This is a genomic window from Sphingomonas aurea, assembly GCF_030678875.1.
Lineage (GTDB): Bacteria > Pseudomonadota > Alphaproteobacteria > Sphingomonadales > Sphingomonadaceae > Sphingomonas > Sphingomonas aurea.
Window position 1 is genome coordinate 37,095 of the sequence record NZ_JAUUDS010000009.1, and the last position, 25,425, is coordinate 62,519.

Consider the following 25,425-nt stretch of genomic DNA (forward strand, 5'->3'; position numbering starts at 1 on the left):
GGGGCGGCAGGACCGTTACGCCAACACTTCAACCATCTATGCGCGTTGTGACGTTAGATCATCTGAGGCTCATTTACCGGGATCGGCACGCATTCGCCGTACGAAAAAGCATTGCAAAAAAAGTCGGTGGCCGCGGAAGGCGGCCACGCGTCGACCGATCAAAAGCCCAGCCGGACCGACATGCCGGGCCGAGCCGCCACCTCGGCCCTCAATCGCGCTACGAGATCCGTCGCGTCGACGGCGGGCCAATGCCGTAACTGTCGCGCGACCACCGCGAAGTCGCCGGGCGTCAGCCCTTCTACGGTGTGGAGGCAGTCCGGTGCGGGCTCGCCGAAGAAACGCTGGAAGGCGGCGATGGCCCGCTCGGTCCCGAGCGGCTTCAGTCGCAACTTGAAGACGAACCGCCGCAACGTTGCCGGGTCCAGCGCGGCTTCGTGGTTGGTTGCCGCGACAACCGGCAGCGGATGCAGGTCCAGCCATGTCAGCAGTTCATTGACCTGCCCTACCTCCCAACTGGTCCGTGCCGTGCTGCGATCGAACAGCAGCGAGTCCGCCTCGTCGAACAACAGCACCGCCTCCCGCCGCCGCGCTTCGGCGAAGGCATCGGCGATCTGTGCCTCGGTCTCGCCGACCCATTTGGACAACAGGTCGGACGCACGCTTGACCAGCAGCGGTCGGTCGAGCGCCCGTGCGAGGTGATGCGCGAACGCCGTCTTGCCGGTGCCGGGTGGTCCGGTCAGCAGCAGCGACACGTCGCTCGCGCCGCCGCCGGCCATAGCCGAGAACAGACGGTCGACCGGCCGATCGGTCTCGAACAGGTCGAGGTCGAACGCCGCCGGTCCTGGCGGTGGCAAGGTGCCACCGCGCAGCGCCCGCACCAGCGCCTCAGCTGCGACGGTGCCACCATCCGCTTCACCGGCGAGCTTGCCCGCGCGGGTCGCCATCCGCAGGACAGTCGCCGCTTCCGGCGCGGCGTCGAGCAAGGTCGCGGAGCCGGGGCCGGGCGTTACGTTCTCCTCCTGCGCCACCCGATCGAGCATCGCCGCCGCCGCACCACGTGACGGCAGGTCGAGTCGCAGCACGAAGCTCATCCGCCGCAGGATCGCGGTATCGACGTTGCGATTCCAGATCATTGCGAAGTCGAGGGGCTACGCCGGGAGCAACAACGACCTGTGGGTGTTGCTCGACGTAGTGGGCGACGGTCCGGCCCACGCGCTGGCGTTCGACGCACTCACGTACGAGGGTGGCCATGTTCACGACTATCAGCTGATTTGCTTCGGCTGTATCCTGCCGATCTACCAACCCGGTAGTAGATCGGCGTTGATCGATAGAAACCAGTCGGCAGCGTCAGATCGGGCCGATTTCGGGATTTTTTCCATCTTCTGGAGCCAGTCACAACAGGTCGGGATTAGCTATAAAGAAACACATCCGGTCGCTCGTGCCATGAGTAGCTGGATTGATCTCCGGCCACTCGTTCATCCGCCCCGAACGCGGCGGCTCGTCGGGCGCGACGCATCCTTACAGGCGGTTGGCGAGCGAGATGCGTATGGTGCGCGGCATTCCCGGATAGATCCAGAAGCTGTTATACGAACTCAGCGCATAGCGGCGATCCAATAGATTGTCCGCTTCAACCCTTACAGTCGCGAACCGCCCGAATGGCACTTCGGCGGCGGCCTTCAGCTTCAGATAGGCTGGCAATGTCAGGCCGCTGGTGTCCGTCGCGCCCGAACGCTTGCCGACATAGGTCACACCCCCGTTGAGCGACCAGCCATGGTCCTCCGATCGATACATGACGAACACCGATCCCGCATGATCGGGCACGTTCAAGGCGCGGGTCGTGGCGAAGGTGCGATCGTCGTAACGCGCTCGCGTCCACGCGTAGTTGACCACCGCCTGCCATCGGCTCCCCAGTCGAAGCGCGATGTCGAGATCGATCCCCCGGCTTCTGAGCGAGCCAACCGGGGCCAGGAAATTGGCATCGATCGGATCGGTGGTGAGCACGCCCGACTTGGCGATGTCGAACCAGGTAATGCCGGCGTCGATGTCGGCCCACCGACCGCTCAAGCCCGCTTCGTAACCATGGCCGCGCTCCGGCGCGAAGGCCGCACCGTCGCGACCGCTGCCGGAATTTAGCAGGTTGGACTCACCCCAGTTTCCGTGAACCGACACGGTGCTGGTAATCAGGTAGCGCGCGCCCATACGGAACGTGACCGGGGCCCCTTTCGCCCGTGATACGGCACCCGTCAGGTTTCGGCGCAGTTCCTGTCGATAGGTGTCCAGCCGCATTCCACCGACAAACGACAGGCGCTCCGTCACGTCCCACAAGTCCTGCGCATAGATCGCCAACGCATCGCGCTTCTCGCGCTGGTCGAGGCTGGGCAGAAGCGGCAGCGCCTGCGCCACGCCATAGACAGGATCGACGATATCGATGGCATAGGGAGCCGCCGCCGATGGATTGCGCCGTCGCAGCAGTTCCAGATAGTCGAGGCGATACGCCTTGACGCCCAACGCCGGGCGGTGGCGCCCCAACGCGTCCAACTCTCCGCGTAACTCGAGGCGAGCGGCGAGATCGTTCACCTCATAGCCTCGCTCTCGCCGTTGCCGCCACAGCATCCGTCCGCCCACCAATCGCGATTGATCGGCCGAGCTTCCGCGTAGCGATCCAGTCCGATAGGCAAGCCCGCCGATAAATGACCAGCCGGCGCCCACCCGCCATTCTCCCGTCAGTTGGTGTCGTGTGTCGCTCGCCCGCGTGTCGCCGTTCGACGGCTCGCCGAGAAACCGGGAGGCGGGCAGTGCCAACGGATTTCCCGCCACCGCGACGACACCGCGGTCGAACGGCGACGCATATCGGATGATCTGCCCGACATAGGTCATTTGCAGCGCCTCTGACGGACGAAAGGTCAGCGACGGCGCCACTGTCCGGCGTCTCAGCCGCACGAAGTCGCGAAACCCGTCGCTGTCCTCTGCCGCGACGACGATGCGACCGGCCAGGTTGCCAACGAGCGGCCCGGTGGCATCAATCTCGATCCGACGCGTGTCGAACGAACCGTAGACGAGCCGAGCCGACGCTGCCGGTGCGAAGCGCGGCGTCTTCGTCACCATGTTGACCCGGCCGGCCGGGTCGATGTCGCCGAAGACGGCGCCCGCGGGACCTTTCAGGATTTCAATCCGCTCGATCGTCGCGGGATCGCGCGCGGGTGCGCTACCGCGATTGGCGACGAAGCCATCGACATAATATTCTCCACCGCCGTCCGCCGTGCTCAGGAAGCCGCGGATCGCGAAGTTATCCGCGAAGCCGCCGCGATTGTTCTGCTGGCTGCTGCCGCTGACCAGTTCCAGCGCGTCACCGAGACGATAGGTGCCGGCGGCCTGCAGTAGATCCTGTTGGAGCGATCGGCTCGACTGCGACATACGCTCGGTCGCGCGATCGGCGGACAGCGCCGGATCACGCCTCGCTCGCGTACCGAGCACCACGATCTCTTCCCGCTCTTCGTCCGTCGCCTCTTGCGCCACGGCCGGGACGCTCAACAGCGCGGGCAGAACGAGAAGCCGACGCACGGCCGGCACCGCCCGCCGACGCGGCGAGCGGATTGCGAGATTGGACACGCTGATTTCCGATATATATGTAATGTTATTACGTGTCACACTTATGCCGCTCGATCGATTGCCCGTCAACAGTGACAGAATCCAGATGATGACGTGACGAGGCCATCGCAGACGCTCGAACAAGGGTAACCCGTTGCACGGACTACAGCCGCGATGTCGTCCGTTGATGATTGAGGGCTTTCGGGACCTCGACCAAATACGGATGGTCCGTATAAGCGGTCGTGTCCGGCTCGTTCGCCTTCAAGACGCCGGAGAGCAACCATAAGTCTGGTCTCGCCCAGGAGTATCTGATGCGTCTTGCCTTCGCCCTCATGATCCTGCCCCTGACGCCGCTGATCGAGGCGAGCGTGTCCGTACCGCTCCAGGCCGCTCCAGCCGCTGCCGCCACCCAGGCGCAGGACGCCGCGCTGCTGGCGTTCCTCGACCGCGCCTATGACGAACAGCTGGCGCTCAGCCCGGAAAGCCAGACGCAACTCGGGTTCAAGACCAACTACGGCAAGCTCGACGACTATACCGACGCTGCGGCGGTGCGGGCACGGGCGCTGGCCGAGCGGCAGCTGAAGGCGATGCGGGCGCAGTTCCGACCCGAGCAGCTGGGCGAGAGCGCACGCGTCAGCTATCGCCTGTTCGAATATCAGGTCGCGCGCGAAGGTGAGTCCTTCAAGTTCCGCAAGCTGCGCTTTCCGGTGTCGACCAACGGCAGCCCGGCCGGCGACATCCCGGTGCTGCTCATCAACAATCACAAGGTCGACAGCGTCGCCGATGCCGAGGCCTATATCTCCCGCCTGCGCGATACCGAGCGGGTGATGCGCGAAGTCGCGGCGACGATGCGCGAGCAGGCGGCGGCGGGGATCATTCCCAACAAGGTCAATTTCGCCCCCGCCCGCGCGGATGCGAAGGCCGTGCTCGTCGGCGCACCGTTCGACGAGGGATCCGATTCGACCGTCATGGCCGATTTCCGCAAGAAGGTGACCACCCTGAAGGCGCCCGAGGCGACGAAGGCCAGGCTGCTGGCGGACGCGAGCGCGGCGCTGACCGGTCCGTTCCGCCGCGGCTACGACATGCTGTTCTCGGCGCTGGACGCGATCGAGCCGCTGTCCAAGGGCAATTTCGGTGCCTGGAGCCTGCCGAACGGTGCCGCCTATTACGCGGACCGGCTGAAGAGTTCGACGACCACCGACCTGACCGCGGACCAGATCCACCAACTGGGGCTGCGTCAGGTCGTGGCGATCCGTCAGGAGATGGAGGCGGTCAAGCAGGAGGTCGGCTTCACCGGCACGCTGGAGCAATTCTTCGACAGCATCCGCACCGATCCGAAGTTCAAATACCCGAACACCAGCGCCGGCCGCGAGGAATATCTGGGGGACGCCCGCGCGGTGATCGCGTCGGTGATGGTCGCCGCCCCACGATATTTCCGCGTCCTGCCCAAGGCCCCTCTCGAGGTGCGTGCGGTGGAGAAGTGGCGGGAGGGCACGGCCTCGACCGCGTTCTACAACCCGCCCTCGGCCGACGGGTCGCGGCCGGGGATCTATTACGTCAACCTCGTCGACATGAACCAGACGCAGAAGGTGCAGGTCGCCGGCATCGCCGCGCATGAGGGCGCGCCAGGCCATCATTTCCAGATCGCGCGCCAGCAGGAGATGACCGACATCCCCAAGTTCCGCAAGTTCGGCGGCTACGGTGCCTATGTCGAGGGTTGGGGCCTGTATTCGGAGCGGCTGGCGAACGAGATGGGCGTGTACAAGGACCCCTATGCGCGGTTCGGCATGCTCTCGCTTCAGGTGTGGCGCGCGATCCGGCTGGTGCTCGACACAGGGATCCATTCCAAGCGATGGACGCGCGACCAGGCGGTGGCCTACTTCAAGGCCAACAGTTCGGTATCGGAGAAGGACATCGGGCGCGAAGTCGACCGCTATTTCAACTGGCCGGGCCAGGCGACCAGCTACATGGTCGGCCAGCTCAAGATCGCCGAATTGCGCAAGCGGGCGGAACAGGAACTCGGCCCCAGATTCGATATCCGCGACTTCCACGAAGCGGTCCTGAGCCAGGGCGCCCTGCCGCTCGCGGTGCTCGAGGAACAGGTCAACCGCTACATCGCGGCAACCAAGGCAACTTGACGCACAGGCGGGCTGAAGCCCACGGTCCGCTCGGCCAACCCGGTCACCCAGCCGACACCAAGATCGTTAAGTCCCCTTCGCGCACTGATCGGCAGGTCGACCCGTTTGCGGACTTGCACGGCCACTCAGATGCATCCTGCGTTCTGCCGTTCGTTCATGTGCACGATCGGGCAATCACGTCGCGACAACGCATTAGCGGGCCGGATGGCTGCGCGAAGAAGGAGTGCTGCGAGGACGACGCTGACTGCGGCAAGAGCGGCAAGGGCGACGGCCAATGCCATCTCCTGCCCCCGACAAGATGCGAGCCGTTCCCCGCGCCTTTGGCCTCATCGCCGGTATCCGCCTCCGCCAGAGGAACGTCGGCCAGCCACAACGAAATTTGCGTCCCGCCGGAGGTAGGCTGCCGCGCGTCCTTCCGCTCCACCATCGGCTCTTCGATCCTCGCAGCCGAAACTTCGCTTTGGGAACTAAGGGTTTGTGGCTTGCTCGCCGCAGGTAAGCGGGCGAGAAGCGTGCGTGAGCGCTCCCGATGGCACGCACCCAGCCCGATATTGACGAGGTGACTGGCTACTCCGCCGCCACCGATGATGCGGGCGAACCTATTGCCGCCAGTGTACCGCTTTGCTCTAGAGACCCGGCAGGGTCGCGCGGATCACCTCCAGGCCGTGCGGCATGAACGGTCCCAGCTGGAACGCGAGAGCGCAGAGCGCCTCCGCCAAGCAGCGGAGCGCGAACGGAACAAGCGTCTCGAACTCAACGACCGCGCATCTATCGAGCGCGAGGGCCGGGTACCCATCGCTACGGATTGTCGCCATCCGCCAGCGGCTCGACCGGTTCTTTGATGGAGAGGATGCGGCGGCAGGGATCGGAGCCGAAGCGGTGACCCTGATCGAGCGATGGCACGCCCTACAGCGCACCGAGTATGACCAGCGAGCCGCTTCCGTCCGCAAGGGCGACCGCCGCCCGCATGTGCATCGACACCACCTGCGCGCCGCGCGGCGTCGGGAGGCTGCGGCGTGCCTTGTCGTGTTGCCCCGCTCTGCCGGATAAGGATCAAGCCGTATCGAAATCGAGCGGTTTCAGTGCAGCCTCGGCACCTGTATCGGAAAGTAGGTTAACAGCCATTCCGATCCACCTCTACTAACGAGCCACGGTTTCGTTACAGAGGATCATCCATGGCTCGCACGTTCGCCTACTGCCGCGTCTCCACCGCCGACCAGGCCACCGACAATCAGGTCCGCGAGATTGCCGCCGCCGGGTTCGCTGTCGAGCCCAAGCGCGTGGTGGAAGAGACCGTCTCCGGTTCCGTGGCAGCCATGGAACGTGCCGGGTTCGCCCGCCTTGTCGACCGCCTGGAGGCGGGGGACGTCCTCATCGTCACGAAGCTGGACCGCCTGGGGCGCAATGCGATGGACGTGCGCACCACCGTCGAGCGGCTGGCAGCGGACGGGGTCCGCTTTCACTGCCTCGCCCTGGGGGGCGTCGACCTGACCAGCGCGGCCGGGAAGATGACCATGGGCGTCTTATCAGCCGTGGCAGAGTTCGAGCGGGACCTATTGATCGAGCGGACCCAAGCGGGCTTGTTCCGCGCAAGGGCGAAGGGGAAGGTCCTGGGGCGTCCCTCGGCGCTCTCCGGAGAACAGCAGGAGGCCGTGAGGGCACGGCGGGCCGCCGGGGTGTCACTAGGGGTGCTGGCGAAAGAGTACGGAGTTAGCCGCGCCGCGATCCAGCGGGCCGAGCGGAGGAGCTGATAGATTGCGCAAACGCGGCCGAGGCCCTGCTTTTTTCTTTCGACCTAGCTGACGGCCTTCGCAACTTCCCACCGAAGATAGAAGCGGAAGAATGGGTCTACCAGCACAAGCTCTAGGTCGTCAGCGTTCCAATCGAGAGCGCGGGGACCTCGATTGCTTTCAGCGTCAATGGCGGAAAGGTGGTTCAGCGCATTTGAGACCTCGAGCTTTTGCGGCACCTTATCAGAGAGAAGGCCGTTCAGACTGCTGCGAATTTGGTCATACGAAAGCTTTTCCTTCGGCCCTGTCGCGGCAATCGCCAGAAGTATCGCTTGGTAGATGTCGACCGACCCGCCAGCGATCAGCGGTCTTGGGATGCGCTCTGTCCTAGTCTGGGGGCCCTTTTTTAGTTTCTCATAGACCGGCAGACCGGCATCGGTAGCAACTTCCCTGTAAATTCGGTCGGTAGGGAAGCTGGGATCGATGACATGTTTCGAGACCTTCGCCGCCTCAATCCCATTGTCGTAGCACAGGTTCCAGCAGAATTGCTGCATGAGCAGTGGGCTTCCCTCCGCCTCCTTTGCGAACTCCTCAATGATCCTGCGGGGGCAGAGAACGTTCAGCGCATCGAAGCCCGCCTCCGCAATCTTTCGAAGGTCCTCTCGTGACCAGTCGGGTACGGTCACATGCTTGAAGCGTCCCGTAATCTCCGGCTCGGCCTTTATGGCCTCAAATGCCCAGTAGGGCGTAGAAAGCAGAATAACCTTGAGCCCGCGAAAGACCGCGCCCTTGAGGGATTTGATTGTGCCAACTCGCGCTGCATCATCAAGATAGTGAAAATCGTCAAGGATCAGGACGATGCTGTTGGCAAGCATATGCTCGATAGCGGCTGACGGACCATCAAGCCGATAAGTTCGTGAGCTGTCATAGCTGCGAAGCCTCGAACCTCCAGCGGAGAACTCGAACTTAACGCCAGTTCCTAAGAGACCCGCATCACCGCCAATCTTGGCTTCTGCCCTCCCCTCTTTCTCGCTTCCCTCCGCCTCCTCATGCTCCAGCGGCAGACGCAACTCCGAAACAACCTTTGCCCACAAATCTGCTTCGGACTTCACCTGTCCGCCATCAATCCAGACGTACTCATACGTGTTCATGACACTGCGACACAGCACCGTTTTTCCGGCCTTCGTGGCACCAGTGAGGGAGACAATAGTCGTGCCGAGGGCAACCGCCTTCCGAAGAGCGGGTTCGAGCCCAAGTTCCGACCGGTCGTTGTAAGTGACGGACGGCTGTCCGCCCGGCGTGAAAACCTCATTCAGCTTCGGAGGGTTCAGAAAATTGGTGATGATGTTCATGCTTTATAATTGACCAGCGCCAAACCGTTGTCGAGCCTGCCGACGCCTGCCGACGCCTGCCGACGCCTGCCGACGCCTGCCGACGCCTGCCGACGCCTGCCGACGCCTGCCGAACAAAGCTGCCCCACAGACCTGCCCTACAGGCGGCGGCAATATCTAACCAACTGTTTGTAATTGTACGATTTTTTGAAACTGGCTGGGGCGGCAGGATTCGAACCTGCGAATGGCGGCACCAAAAGCCGCTGCCTTACCACTTGGCGACGCCCCAACAGCGGACCGGCTTATAGTCGTCCGGACCCGCTTGGAAACCCTGTTCCGTGCGACGGCTGCGATCAGGTCAGGCGGTGGAGCCAGCCGTGCGGATCGGGAGCCTGGCCGCGCTGGATGGCGTTCAGTGCCTGGTGCAGGCGCTGGGTCGTCTGGCCCGTGCCGCCGGTGCCGATGGTGAAGTCGCCGGCGGTGTCGGCGACGCGGCCGACCGGGGTCACCACTGCCGCGGTGCCGCATGCGAACGCCTCGACCAGGCGACCGCTCCGGGCGTCTTCGCGCCACTGGTCGATCGCATAGGGCTCCTCGCGTACGGTCAGCCCCTGATTGCGGGCGAGCGCGATCAGCGAGTCGCGGGTGATGCCGGGCAGGATGGTGCCGGTCAGCGGCGGGGTGACGAGGCTGCCGTCGTCCATGACGAAGAACAGGTTCATGCCGCCCAGTTCCTCGATCCAGCGGCGCTCGGCGGCGTCGAGGAAGACGACCTGGTCGCAGCCTTGGGCGATCGCCGCCTTCTGCGCGATCAGGCTGGCGGCGTAGTTGCCGCCGCACTTGGCCGCACCGGTGCCGCCGGGCGCGGCGCGGGTGTGCTCGCGGCTGACCCAGACCGAGATCGGGCGCATTCCGCCCTTCCAATAGGCGCCGACCGACGAGGCGATGACCATGTAGAGATATTCGGCCGCGGGCTTGACGCCCAGGAACACCTCGGACGCGAACATGAACGGACGCAGGTAGAGCGCCCCCTCGCCGCCCGGGATCCAGTCGGCGTCGGCGGCGACCAGCCGCTCGATCGATTCGACGAACAGCGCCTCGGGCAGCTCGGGCATCGCCAGCCGCTGCGCGCTGTCGCGAAAGCGGCGGGCGTTGGCGTCGGGCCGGAACAGCGCGGTGCCGCCATCGGCGAGGCGATACGCCTTCAGCCCCTCGAAAATTTCCTGCGCGTAGTGGAGGACCGACGAGGCGGGATCGATCGGGAGAGGCCCGCGGGCGGTGATCTGCGCATCGTGCCAGCCCTTCTCGTCCGAGAAGCGGATCAGCGCCATGTGATCGGTGAAGACGCGGCCGAAGCCGGGATCGATCAGGCGCTCGGCACGCTCGGTCGCCGCGACGGGGGCTTGGTGCGGATCGAAGCGGAAAGCGGGTGCGGGCGCGGACATTCGTCGTCAACTCGTCTCGTGGCGGGTTGCCGACGCGTAGGGCGGCTGGCTAAACGGGTCAACATGGCTGCCGCAGCACCTTCCGCACCCGCCCTGTTCCTTCGCGAGCCCGAATTGCGCCGCGGCATGGAGCTCCTGTATTTCGGCCACAGCCACCTGATGCGCTCGACCGACGAGAAGCTGGCCCGCAAGGGGCTGGGCCGCGCGCATCACCGCGCGCTGTATTTCGTGGCGCGCAAGCCGGACCTGACGGTCAGCGAGCTGTTGTCGCTGCTGGCGATCACCAAACAGTCGCTCGGCCGGGTGCTGAACGAGCTGACCGATCGCGGGCTGGTCGAGGGGCGGCCGGGGGACCGCGACCGGCGGCAGCGGCTGCTGCGGCTGACCGCGGCGGGTGAGGCGCTGGAAAGCGAGCTGTTCGACGAGGTGCGCCAGCGCATGTCGGCCGCCTATGCCGCGGCCGGGCAGAGCGCGGTGGCGGGATATTGGGCGGTACTGGAGGGACTGATCCCGGTCGAGGACCGGGCGCAGGTGGTGGGCCTGCGCGACTGATTTAGCCGCGCGCCGCCGCGGCCATCTCGGCGTTGCGGCGGGCGGATGCGGCGAGCGTTTCGACCAGCAGGCGGGCGAGTGCGTCGTCGGCGTCGAGGACGTTCAGCCCCTCGCGCGTCGAGCCGCCGGGGCTGGCGACACGGTCGGCGAGGATCGCGGGCGAGACGTCGGCATCGACTGCCATCGCCGCAGAGCCGGCGAGCGTGGCGAGCGCGAGCCGGCGCGCCTGGTCCTGCGGCAGGCCGAGCGCGATCCCTGCTCCCGCCAGCGCATCGGCGAAGCGGAAGACGAAGCCGGGGCCACAGCCGGCAAGCGCGGTGACGGCGCCGAATGCCTCCTCGTCGTCGATCCACTCGACATGGCCGAGCGGCGTGGCGAACGCGGCGGCAGCGGTGCGCGCAGCGTCATCGGCACCGGCTGAATAGAGCGCGGTCACGCCCTGGCCGATCGCGACGGGCAGGTTGGGCATGGCACGAACGATCGCGCCGGCCCCCGGCACGCGCGCGGCGAGCGCCGCTTCCTCGACACCGGCCAGGATCGACAGGAGGAGTGCGGGATGCAGGTGGCGCAGATCGACCTGGTCGATCTGCTGCGGCTTCAGCGCCAGCACCAGCGTCGCCGGTTCCTCGTCGAGCGGCAGGCCGACGAGCGCGCGGACGCCGGGCAACGGTTCGCGACCGCTGCGGGTGATGACGGTCACGCTGGCGGGATCGAGCCCGGCGGCAACCCAGCGGCGCAGCATCGCCCCGCCCATGTTGCCGCAGCCGATCATCCACAGTGGACCGGCGGAGAAGTCTGCGCCCTCGGCCGCCATGGTCGTGCCGTTCGCGCCGCTCATGCCTCGCCCTGGGTTTCGACCAGTGCGGCGGCCAGTGCCTCGCGCGGGGTCTTGCCGCCCCAAAGGACGAACTGGAACACGGGGTAGAAGCGCTCGCACTCCTCGATCGCCGACTCGACCAGCAGCTCGGCGGCGGACAGCGACAGGGTGGTGTCCTCGTCGCCATCGATCATCGCGGCGTGGCGGAACAGCAGGATGCCGCTCGACGACCACAGCTCGAAATGACCGATCCACAGCTGTTCATTGACCAGCCCGATCGCCTCGTAGATCGCCTGCTTGCGATCGTCGGTGACCTTGATGTCCGGAAAGGCGAGGAATTGCAGCACGCTATCCTCGTCCCGCCACAGCGCGCGCAGTTCGTAGGTCGCCCAGCTGCCCTTCATCGTGGCGACGATCTCGTCGTCCTGCCGCTCGTGATCCCAGCCATGCGCGGCGTAGTACGCCTCGAGCATGTCGATCGGCGCGGCGTCTTCCTGATCGTGGTCGCTATGATCCAGCATGGCGTCTTGTCGCACGGGAGCGGACCCGGCGGAAAGTCACAAAAGTCACACCGAAGACGGTGCGTCCGCCTTTGCCTCCAGCGCGTCGAGCCGGGCGCGGAGCGCGTCGGCCTCGTCGCGGGCGGCGACGGCCATCGCCTTCACCGTCTCGAACTCCTCGCGGCTGACGAAGTCGAGGCCGCCGATCCACTCGCGGGCGCGGCCGCGGGCGCTCTGCTCGGCCTCGCGGCCCATGCCGGCGACGGTGCCGGCGAAGCCGTTGATGACCTTGGCGAAATCGTCGAAGATGCGATTGTCGGACTGCATGGGGGTTCCCGGATGGGCGGGGACAGCCCGCCTGTTGCTACAGCATCTGGGATGTGTGCGGAGGCGACGCAACCCCTACGCCGTCGGGATTGAGCTGGCCGATCCGCCAGGTCAGCACCCCGGCAAAGCTGATCCACACCAGATAGGGAACCACCAGCCACGCCGCGACGGTGCGGACGCGCGCGAACAGGACGGTGGCGACGATGCCGCTGGCGAGCATCGCGACGATCAGCCAGAACGCCGCATCGATCCGGTGCGCGCCGAAGAACAGGGGCGTCCAGCCGAGCGACAGGCCGAAACTGACGACGAACGCCAGGATCGCCGCCGCGCGCCCGCGGGCGCCGCGTGCGTTGAGCACGATCGCGACGGCGAGGCCGAGCAGGATGTAGAGCGTCGTCCAGGCGACCGGGAACAGCCAGTCGGGCGGGGTCTGCGCCGGCTTCACCAGCGCGGCGTACCAGGCATTGTCACCCCCCGCGACGACAGCGCGGCCGGACGCGAAGCCGAGCAACAGCACCAGCGGCACGGTGACGACCGCCCAGCGCAGGAACGACATTCTGAGCTGACCCTTCGACGCGATACCGCCCACAGATGCTCCTATCCGTCCGTCCATTCGACGACCTCGCAGATCTTCCTGCCGCATGACGCGCCACGCGGCAACGGGTTGCGCGTGTCGTCGTGGGACGGTGACTTGTTTCGGGACGGTGATCTGTCTCGGGGCGGGCGCTGCTCGCATTGCCCACTCCCCCAATCGTCACCCGCGCGAACGCCGGGATGACGGCGGGGGACATCGCGTCTATTCCCCGCGCACCGCCGCGATCAGGAACTCGACATTGCCTTCGGGGCCGGTGATCGGGCTGGCGGTGAGCGCCGCTACGGACCAGCCCTGCGCCTCGACCCAGTCCGCCACCACGCGGCAGACGCGGTCATGGACTGCCGGGTCGCGGACGACGCCCCCCTTGCCGACCTCTTCCCGCCCCGCCTCGAACTGTGGTTTGATGAGGGCGAGCAGCCGCGCGGACGGCGCGGCGAAGGTCAGCGGGCGCTCCAGCACCTTGGCCAGCCCGATGAAGCTGGCGTCGCAGACGATCAGGTCGACCGGTTCCGGGATATGATCGGCGGTCAGGATGCGGGCGCTGGTCTGTTCGTGGACGACGACGCGCGGATCCTGGCGCAGCTTCCACGCCAGCTGGTTGGTGCCGCTGTCGACCGCATAGACGCGCGCGGCGCCGCGGGTCAGCAGCACGTCGGTGAAGCCGCCGGTCGACGAGCCGACATCGATCGCCACCGCCCCGGTCACGTCCCAGCCGACATGGTCGAGCCCGTGCGCCAGCTTGATGCCGCCGCGCGAAACCCAGGGGTGGTCGCGGCCGCGCACGTCGAGCACGGTGTCGTCGGGCAGCTGCTGGCCGGGCTTGTCGACCTTGCGGTCGCCGGCAAAGACCAGGCCCGCCATGATGAGCGCCTGCGCGCGCGACCGCGACTCGGCGAGCCCGCGATCGACGAGCATCTGGTCGGCGCGCTGCTTGGCCATCGCCGCTCCGTACCGGAGGCGCGCGCATTCGCAAGGGGCTGTAGAGGCGGGGGGTTGCCGCGCCACCGCCCCGGACGCTACGGCAGCGGGCGTGAAAGCCCGCATGATCCTTCGCGCCGGCATGGTCGCGGCGAGCGCGCTGGCGACGGCGGTCGCCGCGCAGGTCGCGCCCTATGACCTGGCCGGGCCCCGGCTGAACGTCACCGTGACGCATGGCGATGGCCAGGGCGCAACGACGCTGCCGATCGCGGCGGTGCCCAATCTGACCGCCGGCGACCGGCTGACGATCACCGCCGACCTGCCCCAGGACCAGTCCGCCCATTACCTGCTGGTCGTCGCCTTCCTGCGCGGCGCGACCAATCCGCCGCCGAAGAAATGGTTCTTCGAGGGCGAGACGTGGAAGGCGAAGGGCCGCACGCTGCGCATCACCGTGCCCGATGGCGCGCAGCAGGCGATCGCGTTCCTGGCGCCGGCGACCGGCGGCGATTTCGGCACGGTGGTCGACGCGGTGCGCGGCCGGCCGGGCGCGTTCGTGCGCGCGTCGCAGGACCTGAACCAGGCCTCGCTCGATCGCGCCCGGCTCGACGCCTATGTCGCCGGGATCAACGCGCGCGATACCGAAGGCGGCGTGCGGCTGGAGCAGGTGTCGCCGCTCCTGGCGCGCAGCCTGTCGATCCGGCTGAAGGACGATTGCCTGACCAAGCCGGCCGAACTGCAGGCCGGCTGCCTGACCGGCGGCAGCGACGCGCTGGTGCTGAGCGACGGGCACAGCAGCTCGATCGCCGAGGCGCTGACCGGCACGCCGACCGACCTGGCCTATCAGCTGAGCGCGACGCCGCAGGGCGGTTACGGCTATTACAGCCCCTATATCGGCGTGGTGCGCGACGTCGCGCGCATCCTGGGCGCGTTCCGCACCGCGAACTACCAGTATATCCCGGCACTGGCGACGCATGACGGCGACGGGCTGAAGCTGTTGCTGAACGCGGTGCCGTCGTTCGGCAAGCCCAAGTCGGTGCTGGTCGCCGCCCTGCCCGCGGTCGCTCCGCCCAGCCCGCCGCCGCTGCGCGCGACGCATCCGGGTGTCGCCTATTGCCTGACGCGGCCGGGGCTGGTGCTGCCGGTAGAGGGCGCGCCGCTGATCCACGCCACCGCCTATGCCCGCGACCTGGCGCTCAGGGTGACGGCGAAGGACGGGCGCGAGGTCGACCTGCCGCTGGTGCCCGATGCCGAGCAGGGCGGCGTGCGAGTCCGCACCGACGCGCTGAAGCCCGACAGGTTCGATGCCGAGCTGACCGGACGGCTGCACGGCCGCTGGGGGTTCGAGCCGTTCGAGGGGCCGCGCTTCGCGCTCCAGAATCCGCAAGGCTCGAACTGGCGCGCGCCCGACAAGGCCGGGGACGGGTCGGGCGAGCTGGTGGTCGGGCGCGACAACCCGCTGCCGCTGGCGGGCGCGGGCGGCGCCTGCGTCGATGCGATGACGCTGAAGCTGGCGAACGGCACCACCCGGCCGGTCGCGTGGGAGGCGAAGAAGGGCGGCGGCGTGATCGCGACGCTGCCGCTTGCCGGGGTGGCGCCGGGCGACATGAGCCTGCGCGTCCAGCTGGCCGGCATGACCGAGCCGGCGACGATCCCGCTCACCGCCTATGCCGAGGCGGGGCGGATCGACGGCTTCACCCTCCACGCCGGCGACCGCGACGGAGTGCTGACCGGCGCGCGGCTCGACATGGTCAAGGGCTTGAGCGTCGACGGCAAGACGTTCCGGCCGGGCGCGCTGGTGCGGGTGGCAGGGGGCGACCGGCTGACCATGACGGCCGACGCGGTGCCGGCGCTGGCGGACGGCAAGAGCGGGCGGGTGACGCTGGCCGATGGGCGGACCGCGGCGGTCAAGGTGACGCTGGCGCCGGCGCGGCCTGCGGCGACGCTGATCGCGCGGACGGTGACGCCGCCCGACGGTGCGCTGACGGTAGCTTTACCGGATGGCGTCGTGTCCCAGCGCGACCGGCTGACCTTCTCGGTCCGCGCGGGCGAGGCGACGCGGTTCGCGCCGGGCGACCGGGTGGAGGTGGCGGCCGGCGACGCGACCGCGACCGTGCCGCTGCGCCTGCAAGACGCGGGCGTCGCGATCGCCAGCCTGGCGCCGGGCGAGGCACTGGGCGCGGGCACGGCGGGGCCGCTGCGCTTCCGGGTGGTGCAGGGTGACGCGGCCGGGGACTGGCAGCCGCTCGGCACGCTGGTGCGGGTACCGGTGCTGCGCGCCGCCGCCTGCGCGGATCGCTGCACGCTGAGCGGGCGCGACCTGTTCCTGCTGAGCGCGGCGGGACCGGTGACGGTGCCGGAGGGCTTTACCGGCGAGACGCTGACCCTGCCGACGGAGGCGGCGAAGGACGCGCGGCTGGCGCTGACGCTGCGCGACGACCCGGCCGTCGCGGCTTCGGTCGCAGTCACAGCGAAGGGCGGATGACGGCCGAGATCGAGACGCTGTCGTCGCGCATCGCCTATCGCAACCGCTGGATCCGGGTGCGCGAGGACGAGATCCGGCGGGCGGACGGCTCGACCGGGCTCTACGGCGTGGTCGAGCGCGCCGACTTCGCGGTGATCGTCCCGCTGGAGGCGGACGGGTCGCTGCATCTGGTCGAACAGTATCGCTACCCGGTCGGCGGACGATATTGGGAATTGCCGCAGGGCGCGTGGGAGGATCGGCCGGGGGTCGAGCCCGCGACGCTGGCGCGCGGCGAGTTGCAGGAGGAAACCGGGCTGGTCGCGGGGCGGATGACGCACCTCGGCCACCTGCTGCTGGCGCCCGGCCTGGCGACGCAGGGCTATGACGTGTTCCTGGCCGAGGACCCGTCGCGGACCGAGACGGCGCTGGAGGTGGAGGAGCAGGGATTGATCGCGCGCCGCTTCACCCGCGCCGAGGTCGAGGCGATGATCGACGCGGGCGCGATCAAGGACGCGACGACGATCGCCGCGCTGGCGCTCATGGACCGTCGCTGCCGCTGATCGCGAACGCCGCGATCAGGCGAGTACCGCGTCGATCGCGGCGACCTCGTCCTCGGTCAGCGGCGGCGCGGCGGCGGCGTCGAGCAGCTGGTCGAGCTGCTCCACCGTCCGCGCGCCGACCAGGGTCGAGGTGACGCGACGGTCGCGCAGCGTCCAGCCGAGCGCCAGCTGTGCCAGCCGCTGCCCACGTTTCCGGGCGATCGCGTCGAGCGCGCGCAGCTGGTCGCGCAGGGCGTCGGTCAGCCGGTCGGGGGTCAGCGTCCGCGCCTTGGCCAGCCGGGTACCGGCGGCGGGCGCCCCCTCCCCCAGATATTTGTCGGTCAACAGGCCCTGCGCCAGCGGCGAGAAGACGATGCAGCCCGCGCCGACCTCTTCCAGCGCACCCAGCAGCCCGTCCTCGATCCCGCGGTCGAGCATCGAGTAGCGCGGCTGGTGGATGGTCAGCGGCACGCGCTCCTCCGCCAGCAGTCGGGCGGCCCGGCGGGTCGCTTCGGGCGTGTAGCTCGATATGCCGATATAGAGCGCCTTGCCCTGGCGGTGCAGCTGGGCGAGCGCCGCGCAGGTTTCCTCCAGCGGCACCGTCTCGTCCATGCGGTGCGAGTAGAAGATATCGACATAGTCCAGGCCCATGCGGGCAAGGCTCTGGTCGCAGCTGGCGATGATGTATTTGCGGCTGCCCGAGGGGCCGCCATAGGGGCCGGGCCACATGTCGAATCCGGCCTTGGTCGACACGATCAGCTCGTCGCGGAACGGCGCGAAATCCGACGCCATCCAGCGGCCGAAATTCTCCTCGGCCGAGCCGTAGGGCGGCCCGTAATTGTTGGCGAGGTCGAAATGGGTGACGCCGCGGTCGAAGGCGCGGCGGAGCAGCGCGCGCCCCGTCTCGAACACGTCGTCGCCGCCGAAATTCTGCCAGAGGCCAAGCGAGATGGCCGGCAGGTCGAGCCCGCTGCGGCCGACCCGGCGATACGGCATGCGTCCGTCATAGCGCTGCGGGTCGGGGCGGTAGGGGTCGGGAACGCGGGCCATGTGTGTCTCCTCGGCGCGTGGCTTAGGCCGGAACGGCACGTGACGGGAAGACGGGTTCGCGTCGCGTCGTTGCAGCGCCCGGCCCGCCCGCGTAGGAGCGCCGGACGAGAGGGCCCGATGACGTTCGACGCGACCGACCACCCGCACCGCCGCCGCAACCTGCTGACCGATGAATGGGTGCTCGTGTCCCCGCACCGCGCGCGCCGGCCGTGGCAGGGGGAGGAGGCGCCGCCCGCCCCGCCGCGCGGGCCGTCGCACGATCCGTCCTGCTATCTGTGCGCGGGCAATGTCCGCATGGGTGGCGCGCGCAACCCGGATTATGCCGGCACCTTCGTCTTCGCCAACGACTTCGCCGCGATGCTGCCCGATACGCCCCCGCCCCCCTCCGACCCGCTGTTCCCGGCCGAGGGCGCGTGGGGCGAGGCGCGGGTGATCTGCTTCTCGCCCGACCATTCGCGTACCCTGCCCGAGCTGGACGATGCCGCGCGGCGCGCGATCGTCGATACCTGGGCGGCGCAGTCGGCGGAGCTGGGCGCGCGCTGGAGCCATGTCCAGCTGTTCGAGAACAAGGGCGCGATGATGGGCTGTTCCAGCCCGCATCCGCACGGGCAGGTCTGGGCGAGCGACTTCGTGCCGCAGCACGTCGCGCGCGAGGACGAGTGCCAGCGCGCGTGGCTGGCGGAAACGGGCGAGGTGCTGCTCGACGCGGTCGCCGCGCGCGAGGCGGGCGGGGTGCGCGAGGTCGAGGCGAACGCCCACTGGCTGGCGATCGTGCCGTGGTGGGCGGCGTGGCCGTTCGAGACGCTGATCGTCGCGCGCGATCCCGTCGTGCGGATGGAGGAGCTGTCCGACGCCGCACGCGACGCGCTGGCGCAGCTGCTCGGGCGGCTGATGGCGCGGTACGACAATCTGTTCGGGGTCAGCTTCCCCTATTCCTTTGGCTGGCACGGCTGTCCGCACGGCATCGCCGATACCAAGCCATGGCGGCTGCACGCGCATGTCTATCCGCCGCTGCTGCGCTCGGCGACGGTGCGCAAGTTCATGGTCGGCTTCGAGATGCTGGGCGAGCCGCAGCGCGACCTGACCCCCGAGCAGGCGGCCGAACGGCTACGCGCGGCAAGCCCGATACTGGAGACGAGAGCATGAGCGGGTTGCAGGCGCGCGTACTGGAGGGCTTCGCCCGCGCGTTCGGTGGCGCTCCCGATGGGGTCGTTCGTGCGCCCGGCCGGGTGAACCTGATCGGCGAGCATACCGACTATAATGACGGCTTCGTCCTGCCCTGCGCGATCCCGGTCGAGACGCGGATCGCCTGGCGCGCGACCGGTGGCGACCGGGTGCGGGTGGTGGCGTGCGAGTTCGGCGACGAGACCGACGACTTCGCGCTGTCGGCACCGATCGCCCATGCCGAGGGCTGGCGCGAGTATGTGCGGGGCATGGTCGCGACGCTGATCGCCGAGGGCGCGACCCTGCGCGGCGTTGAGCTGGCGATCGTCGGCGACATTCCGCGCGGGACCGGCCTGTCCTCCTCCGCGTCGCTGGAGGTGGCGGTCGGCCATGCGATGCTGGCGGCGGTCGGCGCCCCGGTCGATGCGACACGGATCGCGGTGCAGGCGCAGACCGCCGAAAACGACTTCGTCGGCATGAAGTGCGGGGTGATGGACCAGCTCGCCTCGTCCGCCAGCGTCGAGGGCGCGGCGCTGCTGATCGACTGCCGCTCGCTGGAAACGCGCGCGATCCCGATCCCCGCGGGCACGGCGGTACTGATCGTCCATTCGGGCGTGGTGCGCGGGCTGGTCGAGGGCCATTACAACCGCCGCCGCGCCGAGTGCGAGGAGGCCGCCGCCGCGCTGGGCATCGCCAAGCTGCGCGATGCCGACATGGCGATGCTCGACGCGGGCAGGATGAGCGCCGAGGCGGCGGACCGCGCACGCCACGTCATCGGCGAGAATGCGCGCGTCCTCGCCGCCGCCGAGGCGCTGGCGGCAGACGACCTGCCGACGCTCGGCCGGCTAATGGCGGAGAGCCACGCGTCGATGCGCGACCTGTTCCGGATCACCGTGCCCAAGGTCGACGAACTCGCCGCGACGGCGCAGGCGTTGATCGACCAACATGCTGGCGGCCGGGGCGGCGCGCGGATGACCGGTGGCGGCTTCGGCGGCGCGGTGGTCGCCGTCGTGCCCGACGATGCGACGGCGGCGGTGGTTGAGGGCCTGCGCACCCGGTATCGCACGCCCGCAGGCGAACCGCCCGAGATCATGGTCGCACGCGCGGTTGCCGGGGCAGGGCCGGTCGCGGCCGGCTGAAGTGTCACCCGGTTTCTACGCGCAGCCGGTGGTGGATCTGGCGCGCGCGCTGATCGGGTGCCGGCTGCTGGTCGACGGGGTCGGCGGCACGATCGTCGAGACGGAGGCGTATCACGCGGGCGACGCCGCGTCGCACAGCTTCGCCGGCCCGCGGCCACGCACGGCGGCGATGTTCGGGGCGAAGGGACGCGCCTACGTCTATCGCAGCTATGGCCTGCACTGGTGCATGAACGTGGTCGGCGGGGCGGAGATGGCGGCAGCGGTGCTGCTGCGGGCGATCGAACCGACCGATGGGGTGGCGGCGATGATCGCGCGGCGGGGCCTGTCTGATCCGCGGCTGCTGTGCGCCGGGCCGGGGCGGCTGTGCCAGGCGCTGGGCATCACCGACGCGCTCGACGGCGCGGCGCTGGACGCACCGCCCTTTTCTCTGCTGCCGTGCGAGGGCGAGGCGCCGGCGGTGCTGGTCGGTCCGCGGATCGGGATCACCAAGGCGGTGGCGGAGCCGTGGCGGTTCGGACTGGCGGGATCGCGGTTCCTCAGCAAGCCGTTTCGGTAACGCGATCCCTTTCCGTGTTCCCGCGAAGGCGGGAGCACAAGGTGGGGGACGCGATTGCTCCCCTGCCCACCGCCGTGCATCATTCTCCAGAGAAACAGGAGGACACTGCGTGGCTCTACATCATCGGCTGATCGGCAGGGCGGCGCGGCTGGTGTGGCGGGTCACACGGCCGCGGACGATCGGGGTGCGCGCGGTGCTGCTCGATCAGGACGACCGCGTCGCGCTGGTGCGGCACACCTATACCGACGCCTGGTACCTGCCCGGTGGCGGCGTGAAGAAGGGCGAAAGCGTCGAGGCCGCACTGTTCCGCGAATTGCGCGAAGAGGTCGCGGTCGCCGATGCGGCGATCGAGCGGGTGCTTGGCATCTATCACAGTCGGGCCGAGGGGAAGGACGACCATGTCGTCATCTACGTCTGCCGCACGCGATCGCGCGGCGATGACCTGGCGCGCGCCGACCTGATGGAGATCGCGCAGGCCGGCTGGTTCCCGCTCGACACGCTGCCCGCCTCCCTGTCGGCGGCGACCGGACGGCGGGTGGCGGAGTATCGCCGCGGCGCGACCGGCAGCGGCGCCTGGTAGCGTTCGGACGCTTGATCCACGCGGTTCGAACCAGCCACTTTGCCTCCCCGACGAAGGCCGGCGTGACGAAGGGCGATGCTCATCATCAACGCCCCCAACTGGACCCTGACCGGCTCGGGAGCTTTGCAAAACTCACCTCGTCATGCCGGGCCTGTCCCGGCATCCACCGAGCCACACTCCCTCAAGCCGCGGTCTTTGCGAAACAGTGGATGCCGGGACGAGCCCGGCATGACGGGAGGAGAGGCACGGGCACGGACTTTTGCAAAGCTCCCGCCTGCCTCGGCGAGGTGCTTCGATTTCGCGGGATCACGCTCTACCCGCGCATCGCCTTCAGCCGCGCGGGCAGTTGCGCACGGATCGCGCGCTTCTCGTCGGCGGGGCGGGCGCCCCAGCCCGCGATCTCGTCGATCGTGCGCGCGCAGCCGCGGCACCAGCCGGTAGCGGGGTCGACCTCGCAGATGTTGACGCAGGGGCTCGCCGTGTCGGCGGGCTCGACCTGGACATATTCGATCACGGCTGGATGACGAGCTTCACGGTCAGGAAGTCGGGGATCGGGCCGTTCCAGCCCTCGTCCGGGCCGTCCTGCGGCACGTCGCGGCGGGGGCGGCGGTCGTCGCGCGGCGGACGTGCCTCCTCGCGGCGGGCTGCCTCCTCGCGGCGGGGCACGGGCTGCGCGGCAGGCGCCTCGGCGCGGGCGGGACGACGGTCGCGCCGTTCGCGACGGGGGCGCTGCTCGGGCTCGGCCGCGTCCGCAGCGGGCGTGGGCGCCGCCTCGAGCCGGGGGATCTTCTGGCCGGTCAGCTTCTCGATATTGTCGATATTCTCGACATCGTCGGGAGCGACGAAGGTATAGGCGGTGCCGGTCGCGCCCGCCCGGCCGGTCCGGCCGATCCGGTGGACATAGTCGTCCGGGTGCCAGGGCGCGTCGAAGTTGAAGACGTGGCTGACGCCCTTGATGTCCAGCCCGCGCGCCGCAACGTCGGAGGCGACCAGAATGGTCACGTCGCCACGCTTGAACAGGTCCAGCTCGGCCAGGCGCTGCGGCTGTTCCATGTCGCCATGGATCTCGCCCGACTTGAACCCGTGGCTCTTCAGCGACTTGTTCAGCTCGCGCACCGTCGTCTTGCGGTTGCAGAAGATGATCGCGTTGGTCACCTCGGGCTGGGCAAGCAGCTGCCGCAGCCGATCACGCTTCTCGAACGCCGATGCCTTTACCGGCACCAGCCACTGGGTGATGTTGGTGTTGGTCGAGGCGGGGCGCGCGACCTCGATCTGCTTGGGATTGTCGAGGAACTTGTCGGCCAGCTTCTTGATCGGCGGCGGCATCGTCGCCGAGAACAGCAGGGTCTGGCGCTGCTTGGGCAGCTTGGTGCAGATCTCCTCGATATCGGGGATGAACCCCATGTCGAGCATCCGGTCCGCCTCGTCGATCACCAGCAGCGAGCAGCCGGTGAGCAGGATATTGCCGCGCCCGAACAGGTCCATCAGCCGGCCCGGCGTCGCGATCAGGACGTCGACGCCCTTTTCCAGCGCCTTGATCTGGTCGCCCATCGACACGCCGCCGATCAGGAGGGCCATCGAGAGCTTGTGCCGCTTGCCGTACTTCTCGAAATTCTCGGCGACCTGCGCGGCGAGTTCGCGCGTCGGCTCAAGGATCAGGCTGCGCGGCATGCGTGCGCGGCTGCGCCCGTGCGCCAGGATGTCGATCATCGGCAGCACGAAGCTGGCGGTCTTGCCCGTCCCCGTCTGGGCGATGCCGATGATGTCGCGCATCATCAGCACCGGCGGGATCGCGGCGGCCTGGATCGGCGTCGGCTCGGTATAGCCAGCGTCGGTGACCGCCTGCAGGAGTTCGTCGGAAAGGCCGAGATCGGCGAAGGGCATGCAGTTGTCCGAAAACGAGGCGCACCCATGCGCGCGCGGGCTCTCCGGCGCTTGCCCATGAGGGGCGAAAAGTCAAGCGATCACGCCTACGCAATCACCTCAACTCCCCTCTCCGGAAAGGAACGGGCCCGGTACATCAATACGCCAGCGCACACCCGTCGGCGCGCATCTCGCTGGCGGCGGCGTAGACGCGGGTGGCGCCGTCCATGCGGTGCTCGACGCACTCGTACCTGCCGAAACCGCCGTCCGGGTCGCCGATCGTCCAGCCGATCTCCGCCAGCTGCCGGCGCGTCGCCATCGGCACGCCGCTCTCCAGCCGAAGCAGACCAGTGGCGCCCAAGCCCGGCGAGTCCTCGCCCATCGACTGCGACGATCCCTCATGGTGCCAGCGCGGCGCGTCGCCGGCGGACTGGATCTCCAGCCCGTAATCGACGCGGTTGACGATGATCTGGGTCTGCCCCTGCGGCTGCATGTCGCCGCCCATCACGCCGAAGCTCATCCACGGATCGGCCCCGCGCGTCGCGAAACCGGGGATGATCGTCTGGAACGGGCGCTTGCCCGGCGCATAGATGTTGGGATGGCCGTCCTTCAGGCTGAACAGCTGGCCGCGATCCTGGAACATGAAGCCCAGCCCGTCTGCGACCAGCCCCGATCCCATGCCGCGGAAGTTCGACTGGATCATCGACACCATCATCCCATCGGCGTCGGCGCAGGAGAAATAGGTGGTGTCGCCCTTCGACGGGGCCTGCCCCGGATGGACCGGGGTCAGGATGCGGTCGGGCCGGATCAGCTTCGCGCGCTGGGCGGCATAGTCCTTCGACACCAGCCACTCGACCGGCACCTTTGCGAAATGCGAGTCGGCATAGTAGCGGGCGCGATCCTCGTACGCGAGGCGCTTGGCCTCCGCCTGGAGGTGGATCGAGCGGGCGGACTGGAAGCCGGCGGCACCCAGGTCGAAATGCTCGAGGATGTTGAGCATCTGGAGCGTCGCGATGCCCTGCGTATTGGCGCCAAGCGCGTGGACGGTGGTTCCGCGATAGTCGGTGCGGTTCGGCTCGATCCACTCCGACCGGTGTGCGGCCAGATCCTCGCGGCGCAGCCAGCCGCCGATCTTCTTGAAATAGCGGTCGATCGTGGCGGCGATCTCGCCGGTGTAGAAGGCGTCGCGCCCACCCGCGGCGATGGCGCGATAGGTGCGCGCGAGGTCGGGGTTGCGGAATACCTGCCCTGCCTGCGGCCCCTTGCCATCGGCCATGCCCCAGGTGCGGATGGCGTTGGCGGTTTCCTCGACGCCGTTGCCGGGCCGGGCGAAGGCGGCCATGCTGCGGCGGATGTAATAGGCGATCATGTCGGGCACCGGCGTCCCCGCCTCGGCCATCGCGATCGCCGGCTCGAACAGCGTCGCCCAGGGCAGCTTGCCGTAGCGCTTGTGCATCGTCCACCAGCCGTCGACCGCGCCCGGCACCGACACGGTGACCGCGCCGAGCGGCGGCAGCGCGCCGTTCTTCGCCCGCGCCCGCACCGTCTCCAGCGACAGACCGCGGGGGCTCGCGCCCGAGCCGGCGAGGCCGACAACCTTGCGCGCCTTGGGGTCCCAGATCATCGCGTAGACGTCGCCGCCGATGCCGCTGCTCGTCGGCTCCAGCAGGCCGAGGCACGCGTTGATCGCGATCGCCGCATCGACCGCGGAGCCGCCGCGGCGGAGGATGTCGATGCCCGCCTGCGTCGCCAGCGGGTGCGCGGTGCCGGCGGCGCCGTTCAGGCCGTAGACCGCGGTGCGCGAGGCGAAGCTGGCGCCGACCGGGCGGTCGCCGGCATGGACGTCGGGACGGATGAAGCGGTCGGCGCCGGGTGCCCAGCGGCCGGGCAGCGGGGCCTCCGTCGCGGTGGCGGGCTGCGGCGCGCCGCCCTGGCCGGGGCCGGCGGTGCCGCGCTCGGGTGCCGTCGTGCCCTGCTGCGCGGCGGCGAGCGAGGGTGCGAGGGCGGCGGCGGGCAGGCTGGCGAGGAAGGTGCGGCGGCGCATGGGCTTGGTTCTCCGGAGATGCGCCATAGTCGCGGCAAAGCGGGCGGGCGGCAAGCGTCTGGCGGGGAGCGGTTTTTGCGAGGCGCCT

General features: G+C 68.6%; 22 protein-coding genes and 1 tRNA gene. 9 read left to right on the top strand and 14 right to left on the bottom strand.

Features of this window, described 5'->3' with window-relative positions:
- Positions 1-158: 158 nt before the first annotated feature.
- Together Q5H91_RS14345 and Q5H91_RS14350 are read right to left on the bottom strand one after the other, a co-directional pair.
- Positions 159-1,133: an AAA family ATPase gene (locus Q5H91_RS14345; protein ID WP_305174129.1), complete on the bottom strand. Its 975-nt coding sequence runs from the start codon at positions 1,131-1,133 to the stop codon at positions 159-161.
- Between the two features lie 385 nt (positions 1,134-1,518).
- Positions 1,519-3,732, bottom strand: a complete 2,214-nt coding sequence (locus tag Q5H91_RS14350; protein WP_305174130.1) for a TonB-dependent siderophore receptor — start codon at positions 3,730-3,732, stop codon at positions 1,519-1,521.
- Positions 3,733-3,920: 188 nt separating this feature from the next.
- On the opposite strand from Q5H91_RS14350, the gene Q5H91_RS14355 reads away from it, so the two are divergent.
- Both Q5H91_RS14355 and Q5H91_RS14360 read left to right on the top strand, forming a co-directional pair.
- Positions 3,921-5,726 carry a DUF885 domain-containing protein gene (locus Q5H91_RS14355; protein ID WP_305174210.1) on the top strand — a complete coding sequence of 602 codons (1,806 nt, stop codon included), beginning with the start codon at positions 3,921-3,923 and terminating at the stop codon, positions 5,724-5,726.
- A 1,175-nt stretch (positions 5,727-6,901) separates the two neighbouring features.
- A complete protein-coding gene (locus Q5H91_RS14360; RefSeq protein ID WP_305174131.1) occupies positions 6,902-7,477 on the top strand; it encodes a recombinase family protein in 576 nt (191 codons plus the stop codon).
- A 44-nt stretch (positions 7,478-7,521) separates the two neighbouring features.
- Here the strand turns inward: Q5H91_RS14360 and Q5H91_RS14365 are convergent, their stop codons facing one another.
- The 3 genes from Q5H91_RS14365 to Q5H91_RS14375 all read right to left on the bottom strand — a co-directional run bounded on the left by Q5H91_RS14365 (position 7,522) and on the right by Q5H91_RS14375 (position 10,232).
- Entirely contained in the window at positions 7,522-8,808 is a 1,287-nt protein-coding gene (locus tag Q5H91_RS14365) for a hypothetical protein (RefSeq protein ID WP_305174132.1), read from the bottom strand.
- Positions 8,809-9,001: 193 nt separating this feature from the next.
- A tRNA-Gln gene (locus Q5H91_RS14370) sits at positions 9,002-9,076 on the bottom strand.
- Positions 9,077-9,140: 64 nt separating this feature from the next.
- The gene (locus tag Q5H91_RS14375; RefSeq protein WP_305174133.1) at positions 9,141-10,232 is read right to left on the bottom strand and encodes a branched-chain amino acid aminotransferase; all 1,092 of its coding nucleotides are present in this window, start codon (positions 10,230-10,232) and stop codon (positions 9,141-9,143) included.
- Positions 10,233-10,295: 63 nt separating this feature from the next.
- Between Q5H91_RS14375 and Q5H91_RS14380 the strand changes: the two genes are divergently transcribed.
- Positions 10,296-10,784: a MarR family transcriptional regulator gene (locus Q5H91_RS14380; RefSeq protein ID WP_305174134.1), complete on the top strand. Its 489-nt coding sequence runs from the start codon at positions 10,296-10,298 to the stop codon at positions 10,782-10,784.
- 1 nt (position 10,785) lies between these two features.
- On the opposite strand, the gene Q5H91_RS14385 is transcribed toward Q5H91_RS14380, so the two are convergent.
- The 5 genes from Q5H91_RS14385 to Q5H91_RS14405 all read right to left on the bottom strand — a co-directional run bounded on the left by Q5H91_RS14385 (position 10,786) and on the right by Q5H91_RS14405 (position 13,962).
- Entirely contained in the window at positions 10,786-11,622 is an 837-nt protein-coding gene (locus tag Q5H91_RS14385) for a pyrroline-5-carboxylate reductase family protein (protein WP_305174135.1), read from the bottom strand.
- Positions 11,619-12,122 carry a type III secretion system chaperone family protein gene (locus tag Q5H91_RS14390; protein WP_305174136.1) on the bottom strand — a complete coding sequence of 168 codons (504 nt, stop codon included), beginning with the start codon at positions 12,120-12,122 and terminating at the stop codon, positions 11,619-11,621. Before Q5H91_RS14390 ends, Q5H91_RS14385 begins: the two co-directional genes overlap by 4 nt.
- 45 nt (positions 12,123-12,167) lie before the next feature.
- Positions 12,168-12,428: an accessory factor UbiK family protein gene (locus tag Q5H91_RS14395; RefSeq protein ID WP_305174137.1), complete on the bottom strand. Its 261-nt coding sequence runs from the start codon at positions 12,426-12,428 to the stop codon at positions 12,168-12,170.
- Positions 12,429-12,465: 37 nt separating this feature from the next.
- Entirely contained in the window at positions 12,466-13,017 is a 552-nt protein-coding gene (locus Q5H91_RS14400; RefSeq protein WP_305174138.1) for a TspO/MBR family protein, read from the bottom strand.
- A 207-nt stretch (positions 13,018-13,224) separates the two neighbouring features.
- The gene (locus Q5H91_RS14405; protein ID WP_305174139.1) at positions 13,225-13,962 is read right to left on the bottom strand and encodes a TlyA family RNA methyltransferase; all 738 of its coding nucleotides are present in this window, start codon (positions 13,960-13,962) and stop codon (positions 13,225-13,227) included.
- A gap of 103 nt (positions 13,963-14,065) precedes the next feature.
- Between Q5H91_RS14405 and Q5H91_RS14410 the strand changes: the two genes are divergently transcribed.
- Both Q5H91_RS14410 and Q5H91_RS14415 read left to right on the top strand, forming a co-directional pair.
- Entirely contained in the window at positions 14,066-16,423 is a 2,358-nt protein-coding gene (locus Q5H91_RS14410; protein ID WP_305174140.1) for a hypothetical protein, read from the top strand.
- Positions 16,420-16,962, top strand: coding sequence for an NUDIX domain-containing protein (locus Q5H91_RS14415; RefSeq protein ID WP_305174141.1), 543 nt, complete (start codon positions 16,420-16,422; stop codon positions 16,960-16,962). Before Q5H91_RS14410 ends, Q5H91_RS14415 begins: the two co-directional genes overlap by 4 nt.
- A gap of 15 nt (positions 16,963-16,977) precedes the next feature.
- Here the strand turns inward: Q5H91_RS14415 and Q5H91_RS14420 are convergent, their stop codons facing one another.
- Positions 16,978-17,991, bottom strand: a complete 1,014-nt coding sequence (locus Q5H91_RS14420) for an aldo/keto reductase (RefSeq protein WP_305174142.1) — start codon at positions 17,989-17,991, stop codon at positions 16,978-16,980.
- Positions 17,992-18,108: 117 nt separating this feature from the next.
- Here Q5H91_RS14420 and Q5H91_RS14425 point away from each other — a divergent pair, with 117 nt between their 5' ends.
- The 4 genes from Q5H91_RS14425 (at position 18,109) to Q5H91_RS14440 (ending at position 21,430) form a co-directional block, all read left to right on the top strand.
- Positions 18,109-19,137, top strand: a complete 1,029-nt coding sequence (locus Q5H91_RS14425; RefSeq protein ID WP_305174143.1) for a UDP-glucose--hexose-1-phosphate uridylyltransferase — start codon at positions 18,109-18,111, stop codon at positions 19,135-19,137.
- Positions 19,134-20,294, top strand: coding sequence for a galactokinase (galK, locus tag Q5H91_RS14430; RefSeq protein ID WP_305174144.1), 1,161 nt, complete (start codon positions 19,134-19,136; stop codon positions 20,292-20,294). The genes Q5H91_RS14425 and galK overlap by 4 nt, the downstream gene beginning before the upstream one ends.
- A gap of 1 nt (position 20,295) precedes the next feature.
- Entirely contained in the window at positions 20,296-20,850 is a 555-nt protein-coding gene (locus Q5H91_RS14435) for a DNA-3-methyladenine glycosylase (protein ID WP_305174145.1), read from the top strand.
- A gap of 109 nt (positions 20,851-20,959) precedes the next feature.
- Positions 20,960-21,430 (top strand): NUDIX domain-containing protein, encoded by a 471-nt coding sequence (locus Q5H91_RS14440; protein ID WP_305174146.1) that lies wholly within the window; start codon positions 20,960-20,962, stop codon positions 21,428-21,430.
- Between the two features lie 313 nt (positions 21,431-21,743).
- Here Q5H91_RS14440 and Q5H91_RS14445 read toward each other — a convergent pair whose 3' ends face one another.
- From Q5H91_RS14445 to Q5H91_RS14455, 3 genes are all read right to left on the bottom strand, one after another.
- Positions 21,744-21,944 carry a DUF1289 domain-containing protein gene (locus Q5H91_RS14445; RefSeq protein ID WP_305174147.1) on the bottom strand — a complete coding sequence of 67 codons (201 nt, stop codon included), beginning with the start codon at positions 21,942-21,944 and terminating at the stop codon, positions 21,744-21,746.
- The gene (locus Q5H91_RS14450; protein ID WP_305174148.1) at positions 21,941-23,314 is read right to left on the bottom strand and encodes a DEAD/DEAH box helicase; all 1,374 of its coding nucleotides are present in this window, start codon (positions 23,312-23,314) and stop codon (positions 21,941-21,943) included. Before Q5H91_RS14450 ends, Q5H91_RS14445 begins: the two co-directional genes overlap by 4 nt.
- A 136-nt stretch (positions 23,315-23,450) precedes the next feature.
- Positions 23,451-25,337, bottom strand: a complete 1,887-nt coding sequence (locus Q5H91_RS14455) for a gamma-glutamyltransferase family protein (RefSeq protein WP_305174149.1) — start codon at positions 25,335-25,337, stop codon at positions 23,451-23,453.
- Positions 25,338-25,425 lie beyond the last annotated feature (88 nt).